Source organism: Microcoleus sp. BROC3 (genome assembly GCF_036702515.1).
In the GTDB taxonomy this organism is placed as follows: Bacteria; Cyanobacteriota; Cyanobacteriia; order Cyanobacteriales; family Microcoleaceae; genus Microcoleus.
In genome coordinates this window covers 40011-56604 of record NZ_JAUBTQ010000007.1, presented here as the reverse complement: position 1 = coordinate 56604, position 16594 = coordinate 40011, and the positions used below count along the sequence as shown (strand labels likewise).

General features: G+C 46.3%; 17 protein-coding genes. 4 read left to right on the top strand and 13 right to left on the bottom strand.

Annotation, left to right across the window (positions count from 1 at the left end):
* Positions 1-51 precede the first annotated feature (51 nt).
* Positions 52-201: an arginine synthesis PII-interacting regulator PirA gene (pirA, locus tag QUB30_RS06305; protein WP_172185012.1), complete on the bottom strand. Its 150-nt coding sequence runs from the start codon at positions 199-201 to the stop codon at positions 52-54.
* A gap of 263 nt (positions 202-464) precedes the next feature.
* Positions 465-1637 (bottom strand): 8-amino-7-oxononanoate synthase, encoded by a 1173-nt coding sequence (bioF, locus tag QUB30_RS06300; protein ID WP_333330675.1) that lies wholly within the window; start codon positions 1635-1637, stop codon positions 465-467.
* A gap of 66 nt (positions 1638-1703) precedes the next feature.
* Here bioF and QUB30_RS06295 point away from each other — a divergent pair, with 66 nt between their 5' ends.
* Positions 1704-2639, top strand: a complete 936-nt coding sequence (locus QUB30_RS06295) for an exopolyphosphatase (RefSeq protein ID WP_333330672.1) — start codon at positions 1704-1706, stop codon at positions 2637-2639.
* Positions 2640-2758: 119 nt separating this feature from the next.
* On the opposite strand, the gene QUB30_RS06290 is transcribed toward QUB30_RS06295, so the two are convergent.
* The 8 genes from QUB30_RS06290 to QUB30_RS06255 form a co-directional block, all read right to left on the bottom strand.
* Positions 2759-2992 carry a hypothetical protein gene (locus QUB30_RS06290; RefSeq protein ID WP_333330667.1) on the bottom strand — a complete coding sequence of 78 codons (234 nt, stop codon included), beginning with the start codon at positions 2990-2992 and terminating at the stop codon, positions 2759-2761.
* An 11-nt stretch (positions 2993-3003) separates the two neighbouring features.
* On the bottom strand, positions 3004-4125 hold the full coding sequence (locus QUB30_RS06285; protein ID WP_333330664.1) for a glycosyltransferase family 4 protein: 1122 nt from the start codon (positions 4123-4125) through the stop codon (positions 3004-3006).
* A 193-nt stretch (positions 4126-4318) separates the two neighbouring features.
* Entirely contained in the window at positions 4319-7132 is a 2814-nt protein-coding gene (locus QUB30_RS06280; RefSeq protein ID WP_333330661.1) for a chloride channel protein, read from the bottom strand.
* 82 nt (positions 7133-7214) lie between these two features.
* A complete protein-coding gene (locus QUB30_RS06275; protein WP_333330657.1) occupies positions 7215-7913 on the bottom strand; it encodes a haloacid dehalogenase type II in 699 nt (232 codons plus the stop codon).
* A 14-nt stretch (positions 7914-7927) separates the two neighbouring features.
* Positions 7928-8884 carry a GDSL-type esterase/lipase family protein gene (locus QUB30_RS06270; RefSeq protein WP_333330654.1) on the bottom strand — a complete coding sequence of 319 codons (957 nt, stop codon included), beginning with the start codon at positions 8882-8884 and terminating at the stop codon, positions 7928-7930.
* Between the two features lie 100 nt (positions 8885-8984).
* Positions 8985-10280, bottom strand: a complete 1296-nt coding sequence (locus tag QUB30_RS06265; protein WP_333330651.1) for a TldD/PmbA family protein — start codon at positions 10278-10280, stop codon at positions 8985-8987.
* A gap of 447 nt (positions 10281-10727) precedes the next feature.
* Entirely contained in the window at positions 10728-11588 is an 861-nt protein-coding gene (locus QUB30_RS06260) for a Tab2/Atab2 family RNA-binding protein (protein ID WP_333330648.1), read from the bottom strand.
* A 32-nt stretch (positions 11589-11620) separates the two neighbouring features.
* A complete protein-coding gene (locus QUB30_RS06255) occupies positions 11621-11761 on the bottom strand; it encodes a hypothetical protein (RefSeq protein WP_333330645.1) in 141 nt (46 codons plus the stop codon).
* A gap of 98 nt (positions 11762-11859) precedes the next feature.
* On the opposite strand from QUB30_RS06255, the gene QUB30_RS06250 reads away from it, so the two are divergent.
* Together QUB30_RS06250 and QUB30_RS06245 are read left to right on the top strand one after the other, a co-directional pair.
* A complete protein-coding gene (locus QUB30_RS06250; protein ID WP_333330642.1) occupies positions 11860-12645 on the top strand; it encodes a nucleotidyltransferase domain-containing protein in 786 nt (261 codons plus the stop codon).
* 62 nt (positions 12646-12707) lie between these two features.
* The gene (locus QUB30_RS06245) at positions 12708-13430 is read left to right on the top strand and encodes a pyridoxine 5'-phosphate synthase (protein WP_333330639.1); all 723 of its coding nucleotides are present in this window, start codon (positions 12708-12710) and stop codon (positions 13428-13430) included.
* 385 nt (positions 13431-13815) lie between these two features.
* Here QUB30_RS06245 and QUB30_RS06240 read toward each other — a convergent pair whose 3' ends face one another.
* A complete protein-coding gene (locus QUB30_RS06240; protein ID WP_333330636.1) occupies positions 13816-13953 on the bottom strand; it encodes a hypothetical protein in 138 nt (45 codons plus the stop codon).
* Positions 13954-13985: 32 nt separating this feature from the next.
* Here QUB30_RS06240 and QUB30_RS06235 point away from each other — a divergent pair, with 32 nt between their 5' ends.
* Positions 13986-14732 (top strand): hypothetical protein, encoded by a 747-nt coding sequence (locus QUB30_RS06235; protein WP_333330634.1) that lies wholly within the window; start codon positions 13986-13988, stop codon positions 14730-14732.
* Between the two features lie 91 nt (positions 14733-14823).
* Here the strand turns inward: QUB30_RS06235 and QUB30_RS06230 are convergent, their stop codons facing one another.
* Together QUB30_RS06230 and QUB30_RS06225 are read right to left on the bottom strand one after the other, a co-directional pair.
* The gene (locus tag QUB30_RS06230; protein ID WP_333330631.1) at positions 14824-15846 is read right to left on the bottom strand and encodes a tetratricopeptide repeat protein; all 1023 of its coding nucleotides are present in this window, start codon (positions 15844-15846) and stop codon (positions 14824-14826) included.
* A gap of 351 nt (positions 15847-16197) precedes the next feature.
* Entirely contained in the window at positions 16198-16560 is a 363-nt protein-coding gene (locus tag QUB30_RS06225) for a hypothetical protein (protein WP_333237624.1), read from the bottom strand.
* Between the last annotated feature and the right edge of the window lie 34 nt (positions 16561-16594).

The window sequence follows — 16594 nt, the reverse complement described above, 5'->3', positions numbered from 1 at the left end:
CTCGCACAACCCTCTAAACCAAACTACGGGCAAATTCTCGTTGCAGCTTCTTTAAAGCTGTCTCATTTCCTCTTCAAGCACCCGAACCAAATCTTGGTTGCCACTGGATCTCGCTACTTCTATGCGGTGCATCAGTTGCTTGTGAATGTTAGCGCGGTGGGTTTCTGCGACTTTTTTTACGTTTTGACGATTTGTGTTCATGGTGGACGTTCCTTATATTAAATTTGGTGTACCTGCTACTTCTCTAATATAGCGCTAAATTTCAAAAAGTATCTAAATTTACAAAAAATTTACAGTTATTGACCGATCGACCACACTACTGTATAAGATTTGCCATAAGTCAATAGCGATATCTTGACAATAAAAAAAGGCAGAAGGCTAGAGCTGCTGAAGGCTGAAGTAGAAATTCTCCCTATCTCCCAACATTTACTCAAAGGGCTAGGTACTTATGGCGCACCCAACATTTAGTCAAAACTCAAAACTTCCTCCAGCGCCTCTACCAAATGCTCAAGGTGTGCGAGCTCGTGAGTTGCCATCAGCGAAATCCGAATCCGACTCACGCTTACAGTCGGAGGCCGAATCGCCGGAGCAAAAATACCTCTCTCCTTGAGTTTGCTGCCCGCTGTTAAAGCTGCGGCTGCATCTTTTAACGGAAGAGTGAAAATTGGGGAGAGGGAATTGCTAATTGGTAATTGGTGATTGGTAATCGCGCAATATTTGAAAGTTTCGATATTTTGTCGCAACCGAAGTCGGCGTTCTGGTTCTTGCTGGACAATTCTGACAGCTTCCAAAGCAGCCGCCGCGTCAGCAGGCGTCAATGCTGTAGTATAAATCCAACTCGCAGCTCGATTGCGGAGAAAATCAATTAAAGCAGCAGAGCCCGCAACGTAGCCGCCCAAACTTCCCAAAGCTTTGCTGAGCGTGCCAACTTGAATTAGCGGCAATCCCGTACACCTGAAATGTTCTACACAACCAGCACCGCTAGCGCCGAAAACTCCTGTAGCGTGAGCTTCATCTACTAATACCATACAGTTAAATTGTCCGGCCAAAGCTAATAACTGCGGCAGCGGACACAAGTCCCCATCCATGCTAAAGACGCTATCGGTAATAATTAAACACTTGCGGTATCTCCCGCGATTTTGCTCTAGCTTGGCCGTTAAATCCTCAAGATTGCAGTGACTGTACTCTAGGGAAGTTGCACCGCTGAGTGCGGCACCGTTTTTCAGGCTCGAATGGTTGTACTTGTCAGATAATATCAAATCGCGCTTGCCGACAACGGATGCGATCGCCCCTAAATTCGCCAAATATCCCGAACTGAATACTAAAGCATCTTCAGTTTGTTTTAAATTAGCAATAGCTTGTTCTAGCTCTCGGTGCAAATCGCGGTGTCCGCTTAGCAACCTCGAACCCGTCGCACCCGTACCAAATTCCGTAGTTGCAGCCATAGCTGCTTGAATTAACCTGTCATCGCCGGCAAATCCCAGATAATCGTTGCTGGCAAAGTTAATCAGCCTCTGGCCTGCTAACTTTACCACAGGCCCGGGGCAACTTTCGATCGATTGTGGCGATCGATACCAATGGGCGCGGCGAACTGTGTCCAGGGCCTTGTCTATCCAAGCGTAAGGGTTAGCGTTCATATTGGAAAGCGATCGGGTAATACGTTATATTAGCGGGTGATCAGTTCCTCCCTATCACAGAAGCATATGCCACTCACTAAAAAATACAGATTAGTCACCCGCAGCGATTTCGACGGTCTTGTCTGTGCGGTTTTGCTCAAAGAACTCGATATGATCGACGAGATAAAATTCGTGCATCCTAAAGATATGCAGGATGGAAAAATCGAAATAACAAATAACGATATTAGCACCAATTTACCCTATGTAGAGGGAGTTTATCTAGCTTTCGATCACCATTTCAGCGAAACTCTCAGACACGAGAAAATTAAAATCAACCACATCATCGACCCGTATGCAGCTTCCGCAGCTAGGGTGCTGTACAAATATTATGGAGGAAAAGCAAAGTTTCCTGATATTTCCGACGCGATGATGGATGCAGTTGACAAATCAGATTCCGCTCAATTTGCCAAAGAAGAGGTTCTGCATCCCGAAGAATGGGTGCTGTTAAACTTCATAATGGACGCCAGAACAGGATTGGGAAGGTTTAAAGAATTTACGGTTTCCAATTATCAGTTAATGATGCAGTTAATCGATTACTGCAAAAATCATACCATCGATCAAATCTTGCAGCTTCCTGATGTGAAAGAAAGAGTAGACCTCTACTTCGAGCAAGAAGAAAAATTTAAAAAGCAAATACAGCGCTGCGCCAAAGTTTATAATAATTTAGTTGTTTTGGATTTGCGCAACGAAGAGGTGATTTATGCGGGGAATCGTTTTGTAATTTACGCTTTGTTCCCCGAGTGCAATATATCGATTCACGCACTTTGGGGACTGAAACAACAAAATACTGTTTTCGCAGTTGGGAAGTCAATCTTTAACAAAACTTCTAAAACTAATATTGGGGAGTTAATGTTAAGATATGGCGGCGGCGGCCACCAAAATGCCGGAACTTGTCAGATTGAGAACGATCGAGCTAGTAAAGTTTTGAAAGAGTTAATTGCCCAGATAGAGCAAAATGGTTAAATTGGCTTAATCTTTTTTGCAGTCAGGACTTGAGTCTTGGATTATTTGAATTTTCAGGACTGAAGTCCTTAGTGCAAACTGGGATTTTCAAGACTGAAGTCCTTAGTGCAAACAGAAGTTTAGTCCTTAAGGTTTTGATCGGGCGGGTTCTGGCCGTTGAGAGTTTCTGAAATCTTGCCTTTGACTGGCGGCAAATGGTCTACCAAACCCATATCAAAAGCGACATCTGGCAACTCATCAGCGTTATATTTTCCTGGCTCAAACAATCGCCCGGGAGTAAAACAAGGCTGTTTCAATTGTACCACTTCCCCAGGGGAAAACATTCCCCTAAACATTTTGCGTTCGAGTCCCATATTTTCCGCTCCTAAAACAACTCTCGCATTAATCTTAGCAATTTTTGAGCTGCAGCTTCCCAATTAAATAAATCCGCCGTCTCTCTAGCTTTTTGAGCTACCTGAAAACGCATCGGGTCTTCAACAATTTTTCGCAACTGTTCGCGAACAGACTGAACATTTGGTTCTGCCCAATGAGGAGCATTTCTGATTTTTAGATACTGAGTATCGTAACACTTTCCTACGGGAATTAGATCGTAAGCAATGGGATAGCAGTTATCAGCATTGGCGTACTCAGTCGGGCCGCCGTACATAGTCATAGCGACGGGTAAACCCGCAGCAAAGGCATCCAAAATCTTAATCGCAAAACCCTCGCCGCGAAAGGGAGCTAAAAAAGCATCGGCTGACAAGTATAAATCGGCCAGTTCTGCTTTATTACAAAATTTAGGGACGATCAGAATTTTTGACTTTAACTTGCCGAATTTTTTTTCGATATTTACGATATGTTCGACTATGACCTCAGGATTTTTGCCGCCATCTTTGATGATTAACTCTACGTTGGATTCATCTTTAAACTCTTCACAAAAAGCTTGAATGGCGAGATCCGTGCCAAATCTATACAAATCAAAAGAATTGGTCATGTGCAGAATATGTTTTACCTCTTTTTGGGTTTTTTGAGGTCGGGGAAAATAGAGTTGCGAGATTAAAGGATTGAAACCTAGAGGCATGACTGATACTTTTGCCGCCGGACATCCAGCTTTTATTAAAACGTTTTTAGAATATTGGCTGACGGCTAATTTGTGTGATGAATTGTTGACAGCATCGTAAATCCAGTAATCATAATCATCAGTGTTTTGGGCGAATTCGTAATTGATAGCAAAAAGTTCTAAATTGAGATGACCCTCGAGCTGTTTTAAAAAATAAGGTTTCCAGTAATGAGACCATTTAAGATGAAATAATTCTGATGGTGCGGTGTTCATCCACTTCTCTAGCAGGTGGTTTTCTTCTGCGGTGGAATTGCGGGTGAGGTGAGAGGCGATTTGTGAGGGTTCGACGGAAATAGGAATTCCCATTTGATCTAAAGTTGTCGCCAGCGATAGGGTAATATCTGCGAAAGAATTAAAGTGTTGAAAGCCAACGTTAAAGTGAACCATGTTTATTAGTCATCAGTCATTAGTCAGTAGTCATCAGTCATTCGTCCGCAGTCAGCAGTCAGCAGTCATTAGTCATCAGTCATTAGGGAAAATTACCAATTCCGAATTACCAATTCCCCATTCCCCATTACCAATTACCAATTATCAATTACCAATTCCCAATTCCCCATTCCCCATTCCCCATTAGCAATGACTAAGAAGCCGATCGCACTAAAATGACTGTACAGTCGCAACCGCGCGCCACAGCTTCCGGAATGTTCCCCTGAATCACCTGCTTCAGCAGCCCTTCGCGGCTCGCTCCCAGGACGATCGCATCGCACTGATCGTTCTGAGCCAAATCAATTAAAGCATCAGAAACCGATGTAGCGCAAACCGAAGTCGCTACGATCGAACAGCTAACCCTGCGCTTGATAAACTCCGCCGCTTGTTTTAATTCCCCGCGATCGGGTTCTGAAACAGAAGGCTGGTGAACCTGACACAATTTAATCTCCGGTACAGCACTCGCAGCCACCAAAGCCGGTAGCAGCCGCAAAGCCGCAGCTTGCTTGTAACCGCCGCGAATTGGCACCAACCAGCGGTGCAAACCCATCAGCGTGTGCAGTCCCAATTCTGGGGCCCGAATGTCTGCATTCGGCGGGGAAAATTCAGTCTCTGGAGTCGCTGGCGAATCGGAGACGATCGGCAATGCAGGATTATCTGCGCCGTCAACTCCTTCGGCATTTAACTGCCATTCTACAGACGCATATTTCCGCCCGCTCAAAGTAGGCGAAAACTCATTTTTCTTGCGGTTTGCTAATATTTTTTCGCTCCATTTAACCAAAATAACCTCGCAGCCTGCTTGCCGAATTACGGTATCTACCACATCGCCAAAAATGCGTCCTGTGGTGGATGTTTCGCCTTGCCATCCCATTAAAATTAAATCGATATGTCGCTCCTTAATAGTCTCTAAAATCGCGTGAGGCACGTCATGAGCTACCCGTATTTGGGTGTGTACCGGCAAGTTCAAATTGCGAATAATTCGTTCGGCTTGTTGCAGCAGGCGGCGGCTTTTGGTCGTCCGCACTGCGGTTTCAGAGGGGGAACTGTTGCGCGGTACTAAGATGATTTGCAGGCATTCTAATTCGTAATTGCGATCGCGCGCGATCGCCGCAGCCAGCCGCAGCAAAGCGGGTGCTGTTTGGGGGTTGGAAAGCGGCACTAATAAGCGGCCGTTTCCGACTTGCGGATCTCTGGTTTGATAGACTACATAGGAAGGTTCTGGATGCGGGCCCTGGGTTGTTTCTCCGCTGAGGCGATCGGATTCAACTCGGATAATGTCGCTGCGGGTAATAATTCCCACCAAACGGCGGCCTTCTACGACGGGCAAGCGGCTGATATTGTAGTTGTTGAGCCTGTACAATACCTCGCTTAAAGTATCGCTTGCTTTGACTGCGATCGGCTGTGGAGTCATAAATTCTTTGAGCAGCGAGTTGCCGGATAAATTGCGCTCGCTGGCATTTGCCAAATCGGTTTGACTGACAATTCCGACTAATTTTCCATCTTCCACTACTGGAAATCCTCGGTGGTGCGATCGCGAAAATGCCTGCATCACTTCATCGAAAGTCAGCAAACTCGAAAGAGTTTCAACTCGGCTCTGCATCACGTCATCTGCGTGCAAGTCGCTCAAAGTATTGCTCGCAGCTTTTGCCTGCGTCAGTTGAATGCCGTTAAACTCCAAAAGGTGAGTGTACAGCGAGCCACTGTCTACTTTTTCCGCGACTAAATAAGCAACTACAGAACAGATCATCAAAGGCAGCACTAATTTGAAATCCGCCGTAATTTCAAAGACAATTACTACCGCAGTAATCGGCGCTCTAGTAACCGCGCAAAAAAACGCTCCCATTCCCGCCAAAGCGTAAGTTACGGGCAAACCGACACCCAATAAATCTGCCTGCACAATGCCCACCATGTGACCGAGTGCAGAACCCATAACTAGAGAAGGGGAGAACAATCCTCCCGGAGCTCCAGAAGCAGCGGAAATAATTGTCAGGAAAAAGTGAGCTACAAAAGCAATTAAACTCGTTATCCCGCTTGCTTCACCCGTCAGCAGAAACTCCCGCAAACCCGTATTGTTGCGGAAAGTTTCTGGAAGAAAAGCTATTACTGAACCGCAGATTATGCCAGCTACAGCCACTCGCACTGGCAAAGCTAATTTGAGCGATCGCCTGTTAAATTGCAAGCTAGCAATAATCCCTTTGCTGAACAAAGCTCCCAGAAATCCCGCTAAAACTCCTAACAGTATGTAGAACGGAATTTCCTGAGCTTCAAAACTGCTGGGGTACTCGCGAAGGTTCAAATTTAAACTATCGCCGCCCAAAAGCTGCGAGACAACTGCACCGATAAATGAAGCGATAATTGCAGGCCCTAAAGTCAATCCCGAAACGTCGTGCAGCAGTTCTTCCACTACAAACAAAACTCCTGCAATGGGAGCATTGAAGCCAGCAGCCAATCCCGCAGCAGCACCGCAAGCAATCAATTGTCGGCGGTAGTCTGGAGAAGTAGGCATCAAGTGACCGATCCAGCCGGCCAAAGATGCTCCTATTTGCACAGTCGGGCCTTGCCTTCCTAAAGTTAAACCGGAACCAACTGCTAAAATAGTGGTCAGCAGTTTGGCGACAGCTACTCGCAAATCTAAGGAAAGATTGACTCCACCGAGAGCAGCTTTGACGTGAGGAATGCCGCTGCCGGCAGTTTCGGGAGCAAAACGTTCTACCAAAAAACCTGTCAGGAACCCACCGAATAAACCGACAGCCGGAAGCAATATCCAAGCTGGAATTATTGTCGAGGTAGCAACTCGCCAACTGCCGAGCCATCCGACTCCTGACTTTAGCAAAACGCCTGCCAGTCCGGCCACTAAGCCGATCAGACAAGCTTCAAAAATAGCGAGGCGTTTCGGTCGTAAAAACAGTTGAGATTTGATGACCCTGGAAGGTTCCCTAAGTTGTTTAGGGATAGTAATGTACGGCATAAATTTGGAGGAACTTTTTAACCGCAGATCCACGCAGATTAACGCAGATTTAGAGAATTAATCTGCGTTAATCTGCGGTTGTTTACCGTATCATTTCCACCAATGTTTTTAAATCGGGGACTTCTAAATCTGGCTTGCCCCTAGCCGGCATTGTTGCCCCAGATCCTGTTTTGTCGTGTCGCCGATTTACCCAAACTGTTGAGATTCCCATTGATGCGGCCGGTACAATGTCGTGATAGATGCTCTGAGCAACGTGCAGGAGTTTGTCAGCAGAAATTCCCATTGTTTCTAGGGCTATTTCAAAGTTGCGAGTTGACGGTTTGTACGATCGCACTTGTTCCGCAGTAATCAACCAGTCGAGTTCAACTTTTAAGTGTTTGGCAGTACCAGCAAACAAGTCATCGTCAATATTGGAAATTACTGCCAGTTTGTATTTCTGCTTGAGTGCTTCCAAGGCTGCAACGGTATCGGGAAATGGTTGCCAATTTTTGACGGAATCAACCAAACAGTTGATTTCTGTTTCTGTCGGTGCATAATTAAGTTTTTGACAGAACTTTTTCATTATTTCTTGCAAAATCTCCCCATATCTTATATAAGGATTATTTGGGTTTTCTAGTTCTGATTCATATTCAGCAAAAAGCTCTAAAATGCCGTCATCGGTGAAATCAATTTCCCGATTTGACAGCAATTGTTTCAAGGCGGACAATATCCCCCTTTCCCAATCTATCAGAGTACCGTAGCAGTCAAAGCTCACAACTTCAAATTGATTTAATTCAAGCATACTTCGCTCCTAGTTTAGGGTTGATATTCAGCAAAAATTTCAATTTTTCCGACAATGTTTTGATTGAATTGAGCCAATTCTTCTGCGGGAATCCAATATTCTTGGTGAATCGAACTGGCCACATTTTGAACTGGATATTTTTTTAAGAATTCTGCCGCAACCCGAAAGCGCGTGACATAGCCGAAATATCCCGATGCTGCATCTCTTGTATTCCAATCTCTCGCGATTTGTATGGCATAGGCTTTGTGAAGTACGGGATAAAAAGTAGGCTGAAAGGATAAGCGTGGCGGAAATGCCAGAAAATCGCTTTCTTTAATCAGTTCCATTTCTTTTTTGCCGACGGCTCGGAACAGCGTTACTGTCTCTTGATCTGAGATATTGATATTTTTAAACCAAGCTTTCCAACCGTCCCAATTGTGCACTATTTTCGCCAATTCAGCGTAACCGGCGGCGCCTGGATGGGAGCCATCGTTTTCGGTAAGTTCTTTTTGCCAAATTTCCGAGTTTTGCAGCGGGGTGCAAACATCTAAATAAGGCACATTTAACTCGTTGCAAACTTGGGAAAACTGTTCAGATAAGTTGGCAATCCGCCTGGTGCGATCGGCATCAATAACTGGCGGTGGCCCTACCATTAATACTGGAAATATTTCTTGGGCTGATCTGAGAATAGAACGAGCATTATCAATGGATTTTTCAACTTCTATGCGAAGTTTTTCGTTTTCTAGGTGAGTGTCGTTGACGCCAAAGGAAAATACTATTCTGCCGTCGCCGTAGTGAGGTAAGCGGCCAGAAATTTCGTTGAACCAACGAGTTTCTATATCGGCACTGGTTTGTCCCCTTATTCCTAAATTGTAGTAGGTAATATCGTGTCCTTGTCCGCAAGCGGCAGCGCAAATCCGTCCTGTCCAACCGAGACATTTGGGATCGCAAGTACCGTTTACAAAAGAATCGCCGATAAAACAAATACGCATAGTATGTGTGTGGATTGGGAATTGGGAATTGGGAATTGGGAATTGGGAATTGCTAATTGCTAATTGCTAATTTCTAGTAAATAACAAATAACAAATGACTTTAATTCTTGCCGATGACAGACAATCCCTCTACAATTACAGACGGTGTGTGGCAAGAACCATTCCACTCGGAGTCTCCTCCCAATTCTACTAATTGTTTGAGGACGCTGTAGACGTTGCCGGCTACCATTGTATCTTTGATTCTGCCGACTATTTGACCTTTTTTGACTCGGTAGCCGAGATCGACGTTAATTGAAAAATCGCCGGAAATTCCGGCACTGCCGCCAAGCATTTGATCGACTACAATTCCGTCGTCTAATTGAGCGATTAAATCGATTAACGAAAGCGAACCTGGTTTAATCAAAATATTGAACAAACTCGGGGTGGGATAGCTGCCTAAACCGGGGCGAAACCCGTTGCCGGTGGTGCCGCTGCCCAAGGCTCGACCTGTGGTGCGATCGGTATAAAATAGCTGCAACACTCCGCTGTTGATAAAGACGATCGCCCGAGTCGGAGTACCTTCGTCGTCAAAAGGACAGCTATAGGGCCCGATATCCGGCTGCTGCGAGAGGGTGACAAGCGGCGATGTCACTTGTTGGCCCAATCGATCGCTCCAAGGCGAAGCGCCTTCGAGTACCTGTTTGCCGTTCAACGCGGCACAGACAGTCCCCCACAGCAAATCGGCTGCTTTGGCTGTAAATAACACCGGCACGCGGCCCGTGGCGGGAGCCACATTATCTTTCGCCCATTCTAAACGCTGCAAAACCCGCTTGGCACTCGTGTTTAAGTCGAGGCTACCGCGTTGGGTTTCGCCTTCCCAAATGTTGAGGAAATCTTCGCCCCGCACTAATTCTGCTGACAAGTAACCGCTGAGGGTGGTGTCGGTGTGACTCGAATCCAAGCCTTTGGTGTTCACCAAGCGGGTGCTCTCGATTTCGCAGTCGAGTTCGGCGGTGCAGAGGCTTTCGGGATAGGCTTCGCGGACGGTCGCGATCGCCTCTTTTCCCCAGTTTACTAGCTGTTCGGCCGGCACCGACACTCCGCGATCGGGATAAACAACTTTCTCACCGGTGCCGAGTTCGATGGTTTCCGGTTCGTTGAGTTGCGAAAGCGCGATCGCCCTGTCCACCAAAATTTGCGGTTCCACGGGCCCGTAGGCCACCGCCAAACCCGGCCGCCCATCCCGCCACAGCCGCAGGGCAATGCCTTCTGCTTGGGCGGTTTCTAGCTGTTTGAGGCGGTTTGCTTCAAAAAAGACCGGCCGCGAGAGCGATTGCGATTCCAATACCTCGGCAGCTTCTGCACCTGCTTTGGTGGCTAATTCTAGCAGTTGTTCTGCTGATTGGTCGTTGGTCATTGTTGTCGGTGGTTGGTAATGGGCGATTCGATTTTCGATTGCCGATTTTCGATTTTCGATTAAAGAATTGGCAATAACTTACTGGATATGGGTTGGGTGCACGGGTTTACATTTAGATTCTTTTGAGAAACTGGTGCAATGCGCCATAACAAGATTCTACGCATTTGTGATTGTTTGCATCTTGCCAATCCCATCAGTCGATTTTAGATTTTAGATTTTAGGTTTTAGATTTACTCCACAGATGAATGTGGGAACTTGAACTATAATCTAAAATTTCGAGCTTTCCACGACAGGAATACGTGGCACGGTATCCGTTTTTGGGTGCGGTCAGAAACCGGCTTTCTTGCTGCGGGTCAGATCTGAAAGCCGAGATTTCTCCTGAAAAAACCAGGTTGCTTAAATCTGATTGAGAATGCTGCCAGATATCAGTTATTGCCAAGCGAGCGACTAAATAGTTAGTTCGTGCAGCAGCCAAAATCCTGCAAAAGATTCCGATTCGGGATTCGACTGAATTGCTAAAAAATGTACTTGTTTTGCTTGCTTTTTCGCGGCTTCAAATCTTTTCGCTTCTCTCTCAGTTGCTGCGTCTCTGAGATTAGCTAAAATCCAGCGATCGTTAGCTCCGGTATCTAATACCAGCCTAGCGGGCGGGCCGCTTTCAAATTTGAGAAAAGCCAACTCTAAACCCGACATCCAACCTGCCAAAGCTGTTGCTCTCGACGAGTAGATAATCAGTCCCGGAATTTGCGTTTCCGGGCCCAAGCCTGTCATCGGCAGCCCGAAAGCTTCGCCAAATCCGATATCCCACTCGGACATTTCGTCAAAAGCGGCGATCGGCAAACTCACAAACGCCCATTTTTCGCCGATTAAAGCATCCGGCAGCGCAACTGGCGTTTCGGGTACAAATTGAACGCTCGGGTTCACAACCTTTTGATAGCCCGGTTCGGCGGGATAAACGTCTTGCATCCGTTCTTCCAGCCACAGGCTGAGGGCGAGGGTGCGGCGGCTGCAGGCGGCGGGAATGTCCAACTCCTCGCAGGCTTTAGTAATCATGTTCCCCATTTGGCGGCGGAAAAAGCGGATTTTTTCGGGTCGTTTCGGTGCTGCGGCGATCGCCTCTTTAATTGCACCCGCCAGCCACAGGGAATTTACGGTAGAACTGGAGCAGAATTGCGAGTAGCGAAACAGAGATTCGGCCTTGTCGCCTACCTTCAGCGGGCTTTCGCAGATCAACACTTCCCATTTTTTTTTCTCTCGCTCGTCTATGATTGGACGGCTGTAAAAGTCGAGTTCCCAAATAGTAGCCATGCCGCGCTGTTAAAAATTAATCCTTTCTCATGTTACCGGACAGCGGGCAAGTTTCTGATTCTGACAATATAAGGCTGATTTTCAATCGCGGGCGATCGCACTTTCCCAAAGATTGCCACTTTCCCTTGCAGCTTCCCGTGTAATTTTTGGTAGCAGTGTACAACCGGAAGCATTAGCAACTCCTCGGAGAACTGTCGCGGAGCAATCTCAACACGCGATCGTTTGTTAAACTTGTGCAAGCCAGGGAAAACAAACAGTATAGCTTGATTCCATGAGACAAATCATTCTCGAAAAGATTGTTTCAACCTTACAACCTTTAGATTTTGTTCTCGCTTTGTGGCAAGGAGGTTCAGCAGCCCACGGATACACCGACGAGTGGTCAGACCTCGATATTGCGGTTGTGGTTGAAGATAACTGCGTGGAAAAAACATTTGATATTGTGGAAAAAGCCCTCGCCGAAATTGGCGAAATCCAACTCAAATATCGAGTTCCCGAACCCGCTTGGCACGGTCAGTCGCAGTGCTTCTGGCGGCTCAAACAAACCCCGCCGTTTTTGCTAATTGATTTTGCCGTTTTCCGGCGCAGCAGCCGCAACGATTTTCTGGAAATAGAGAGACACGGACAAGTCCCGATCGCCTTTGACAAAGTTAATCTAATTGTACCGCCTCTTTTGGATAAAAACCAGCATTTATCCCAAATGCAAACCCGATTCAACGAGATTAAAATCCTTTTTGATTTGCTGCAACCTCTGGTAAAAAAAGAGATTTATCGCGGACATTTAGTAGATGCGATCGGCAACTATCACAACTGGACGCTTCTACCCTTAGTCGAACTGCTGGGCATGATTTACCGTCCGCACAGATACGACTTTGAACTCAAATATTTCAGCCGAGATTTTCCGCCCGAAATAGTCGATCGCATCGCACCGCTTTTCTGCATTGCCAACCTTGAAGATTTGGCAGCAAAACAGCGAATAGCTGAAGCTTTTTTTGCAGAAAGTTTACCGCTTGCAGAAGCTAATTTTTACTTTGATAACACCCTAACCCTACCGCAATAGGCTCCAGGTTTCGTACCGAAAGCGATTAATATAGTAGCATCAACCTTAAAGAGTAACATCTCGTGACAAAACTCAGCGTCAACATCAACAGAATCGCCCTCCTCAGAAACTCTCGAAACATCGGCATCCCCAGCGTTACGGAAGCCGCAAAAACAGTAATTGCTGCCGGAGCTCACGGCGTTACAGTCCATCCCCGCCCCGACGAAAGGCACATCAAAGCTACCGATGTTTACGAATTAGCCAAAATGCTAACTGTCGAGTTCAACATCGAAGGAAATCCGTTTCAGCCGCCATTTATGGATATAGTTTGCGACGTAAAACCGGCTCAGTGTACCTTAGTCCCGGATGCTCCAGACGTGCTAACATCCGATAGCGGTTGGAATATTCCCGAAAATCGCGATCGGCTCTTACCAATTATTGAAAAACTCAAAAACAACGGCATCAGAGTCAGCCTGTTTATGGACGCAGATCCTGCTATCATGCCGCTAGCAAAAGAAGTGGGAGCAGACAGAGTAGAATTGTACACGGAACCCTACGCAACTGCTTTTCGCGAAGGTAAAGTAGAATCTGTTTTTCAACAATATTTCTTAGCAGCTCAAGCCGCTCAATCAGCAGGTTTGGGAGTGAATGCCGGACATGATTTAAATTTGCAAAACTTAGCTAAATTTTGCTCTATTCCTGATATACTCGAAGTATCAATTGGTCATGCTTTAATTGCTGAAGCGCTAGAAATGGGGTTGTCCAACACAGTACAAGCTTACCTGAAAATCCTCGCAGGTTCGTAGTACAGATTAACCTCGTGGGGGAGGGCGGGTAAGTGCCCCGGTAAACTCGTTTGTATCAGAGGTACTAACCGGCACCCGCCATTACAAGTGGTAAGGTGCGCACTGCGCACCTTACAGGTAGAGTGTGTGCGTCCAGGACTGATAATTAGTCGATCGTCAAAAACTAAGTAAGACTAGGGGCTGTTACCCCGTGGGGGGTGCTAGCCGTTTTCTAGTAGTAAGGCAGAGCCAGAATCCAAAACACCGCGTTTTTTGGGTGGGGGAATTTTTTAAGCAAGATCCTCCGAAACAGCTTGAATTTTCCTCGACCAAATTACTAATATTCTCTAATGATATTATGTGTAGGGAGTATGATTGAAATGTCCCGAAAAACTGAGGCTACTACTTAGCTCCCGAACTGCCAATCTGCTACCATCAGTTTTTGTGCAAGTACGAGATATTTACGTGTATCCTCTATGCTGCTGTAGCCTCTGTGCGATCGCCAGATTAGATCCGGTGAAAACAGGCAAACACAAGTAACCATATACAACTCCTTACCCCCCTCGGAAGTGCGACATGAAAAAACTAATTTTACTGACTGGAATGCTACTGATGATGACGGCAAAATCAGTATTTGCCAGCCCAGTAGCCCCAAAATTTGAACCGAGCGAGCTGATGGCTGCCTCGGAAATTACAGAAACCATTAACAAAGCCCCTACATCTGCCGCAGTTCCAAAGCTCGAACCCATCGAGCGAATGTCAACCTCGGAAATTCGAGAAACCATCAACCAACCCACCACCTATATTTTTGAAGGCGTCAAAGGGCGAGAACTCACTCTCTCGCTGTGGGCGGGACAACTGAAAGCCGAACTTTACAGTCCCAATGGTGAAAATATGGGGGTTATTGAAAAAGCAGACAATCAATGGATTGGTCAGTTGCCAGAGTCCGGCATCTACCGCGTGCGAGTTATCCCGAAAGGTGAAACCAGCAGCTTTGTACTCGGACGCGACTTTAACGCCAAGTGGACTTATAGACCAGATCGCGCAATTCCCATAGCATTCAGGGAAAAAGAAGCCACAATTAAACTCAAAATGTCCGGCTACCAAATCCAGCCCATCACGGTTCAAGGCAAGCAGGGACAGACAATTAGGGTGACAGCTAGCAACAAAAATCTAGATCTGGCGATCGAATCTCCGTCGGGACAACTCCTGGATCAAGGCGAAGGTCAAACTTTTGCTCAACTACCGGAATCCGGCACTTACCGGGTGATCGTAGTTGCCAAGAGGCCGGTCAAGCCCTCCATCAGAGTTTCTGTGCAATAGCAAAGATCGCACAAATACTTTCGGGCGATCGAATTTGCGCCCCCCAAGCAGAAAAGCTCGCCCGATCGGCGAGCTGTTTTTTTGCCTAAAATCAACCTTGGATCAGCGCTTCAAAACGTTCTTGTTTCCAAATGCAGCTTAAATCCGAGTCAGCTAAAGCTAGCTCTCGGTATAAATTAGGGATAAACTCCACAGCCCGCTGCAAATTGTCAAGGGCCAAATCAGCAAATCCCAGTAGCGCATAACAACAAGCTTTATTGTAAAAAGCATTAGCAAAATCAGGATTTATTTCTAAAGCAATTTCGTAGCAAGCAATCGCCTCCGAGTAGCAGCCTTTTCGCGCCAATTCCACACCGCAGTTATACCAAATTAAATAATCTTCAAAGGGAGACTCAGATGTGGGAGTGAACTTGGCATTTGTCTGATTTAAACCTACTAATTTCCCCAAAGCAACTCTCCGTTCGCCCACAGCTTCGGCTCTGCCGGGTTTCAGAGCGAGCGACCGGCTAAAACTAGCCACTGCTTGTTTGTAAAGTCCCATTGAGTTGGCCGCTAGACCGCGATTGTACCAAGCCTTCGCATCGTCAGGGTTAAACTCGATCGCCCTGTCAAAACTGTTGAGCGCCTGATAGTAAAGCTTGAGTTCCAACAGAGCATTACCTCGGTTGTACCACGCCCAAGCAGCCTCCGGGTATAATTTTAAAGAGCGATCGAAACTCAGAACCGCCTTATCGTAAAGCCCCATATCAATCAGCGTCAGTCCCCGGTTGTGCCAAATACTAGCTGCGCAGGGATTGAACTCCAGAGCCCTGTCAAAACTGTTGAGAGCCTCCAACCAGCGGCCCAACTTTCCTAAAGCAATAGCCCGGTTGTGCCAGCCAAAGCTCGCATTCGGCTCCACTACCAAAGCCTCATCAAAACTTTTCAAGGCCTCTAAGTGCCGTTCTAAGTTCCCCAAAGCCATACCTCGCCCAAACCAAGCCTTATAATGATCCGATTGCAACTTCACAGCTCTGTTAAAGTTGACCAGAGCACCATCATTATCGTTAGCTTCGAGGTGGCGCGAACCCAGATGGTAATACCAAGCGGCTTCCAAGTTTTGAATTAAGTTCATAATACTTCGCATCTATCTTAAGACTGATTTTATATGAAACAATACCGGGATTTAAACGGTAATTCCACTAAAAATCTGAAATTTTTGATACAAGGCGATCGCCCGTACACACTGCTAGTAACAACCTCAACCATTGATCCTCCAAAATAACTATTTTCCTCTCGTAAAATGCTCTTTCTGCTAACCGCACTCATCGTTTTTGAGAGCTGCTGCGAATCTTAAATCTGCGTGCATCAGGCAACTATTACCGCATCCCGAATTAAGTTTGCAGTCACACAAAGAGTGCTGGAGCGCCCAAAGTCCAACTGCAAATCTCATAACCCTTATAGCTCCTACTTCTGCTTGCCCAATTCAAGCAACCACAACCGCTGTTTTAGCATTCTCGCTCAACAGCAATCTGCCAGCAGCATCAATACTAAAATCCTTCCCCAGCACAAAACCCTTGCCCATCAACCGCTGGCAAACAACCAGCGCCGTAATCCGGCGAATTTCTTCCATCACGTCAGCAGGAATCAAATAACTCAAACTCCAGATCACCGACTCGCAGTCAGACCAAATCAAACGCTCAATACTGACAATCATCAAAGCAGCTACACTGTCAACAGACAGCCGCCCTCTGAGATCGGCAATCAAATCTTTACCAATTAAGCTATTGCGAGTCATCATCGCTCTAGCCATCTTTCCAATTTCTTGTTCGAGTTCTAAATGATTCATGCTTGGCACTGGCTTTGATGTTTTTAAAGCACTA

Bases quoted from the DNA above. Each gene is read 5' to 3' on its own strand.
- QUB30_RS06255 (WP_333330645.1), bottom strand. From the start codon at position 11,761: ATGCTTCCGGTTGTACACTGCTACCAAAAATTACACGGGAAGCTGCAA.
- QUB30_RS06240 (WP_333330636.1), bottom strand. From the start codon at position 13,953: ATGGTTACTTGTGTTTGCCTGTTTTCACCGGATCTAATCTGGCGATCG.
- QUB30_RS06230 (WP_333330631.1), bottom strand. From the start codon at position 15,846: ATGAACTTAATTCAAAACTTGGAAGCCGCTTGGTATTACCATCTGGGT.
- QUB30_RS06295 (WP_333330672.1), top strand. From the start codon at position 1,704: ATGCCACTCACTAAAAAATACAGATTAGTCACCCGCAGCGATTTCGAC.
- bioF (WP_333330675.1), bottom strand. From the start codon at position 1,637: ATGAACGCTAACCCTTACGCTTGGATAGACAAGGCCCTGGACACAGTT.
- QUB30_RS06235 (WP_333330634.1), top strand. From the start codon at position 13,986: ATGAAAAAACTAATTTTACTGACTGGAATGCTACTGATGATGACGGCA.
- QUB30_RS06250 (WP_333330642.1), top strand. From the start codon at position 11,860: ATGAGACAAATCATTCTCGAAAAGATTGTTTCAACCTTACAACCTTTA.
- QUB30_RS06260 (WP_333330648.1), bottom strand. From the start codon at position 11,588: ATGGCTACTATTTGGGAACTCGACTTTTACAGCCGTCCAATCATAGAC.
- QUB30_RS06290 (WP_333330667.1), bottom strand. From the start codon at position 2,992: ATGGGACTCGAACGCAAAATGTTTAGGGGAATGTTTTCCCCTGGGGAA.
- QUB30_RS06270 (WP_333330654.1), bottom strand. From the start codon at position 8,884: ATGCGTATTTGTTTTATCGGCGATTCTTTTGTAAACGGTACTTGCGAT.
- QUB30_RS06275 (WP_333330657.1), bottom strand. From the start codon at position 7,913: ATGCTTGAATTAAATCAATTTGAAGTTGTGAGCTTTGACTGCTACGGT.
- QUB30_RS06225 (WP_333237624.1), bottom strand. From the start codon at position 16,560: ATGAATCATTTAGAACTCGAACAAGAAATTGGAAAGATGGCTAGAGCG.
- QUB30_RS06265 (WP_333330651.1), bottom strand. From the start codon at position 10,280: ATGACCAACGACCAATCAGCAGAACAACTGCTAGAATTAGCCACCAAA.
- pirA (WP_172185012.1), bottom strand. From the start codon at position 201: ATGAACACAAATCGTCAAAACGTAAAAAAAGTCGCAGAAACCCACCGC.
- QUB30_RS06280 (WP_333330661.1), bottom strand. From the start codon at position 7,132: ATGCCGTACATTACTATCCCTAAACAACTTAGGGAACCTTCCAGGGTC.
- QUB30_RS06285 (WP_333330664.1), bottom strand. From the start codon at position 4,125: ATGGTTCACTTTAACGTTGGCTTTCAACACTTTAATTCTTTCGCAGAT.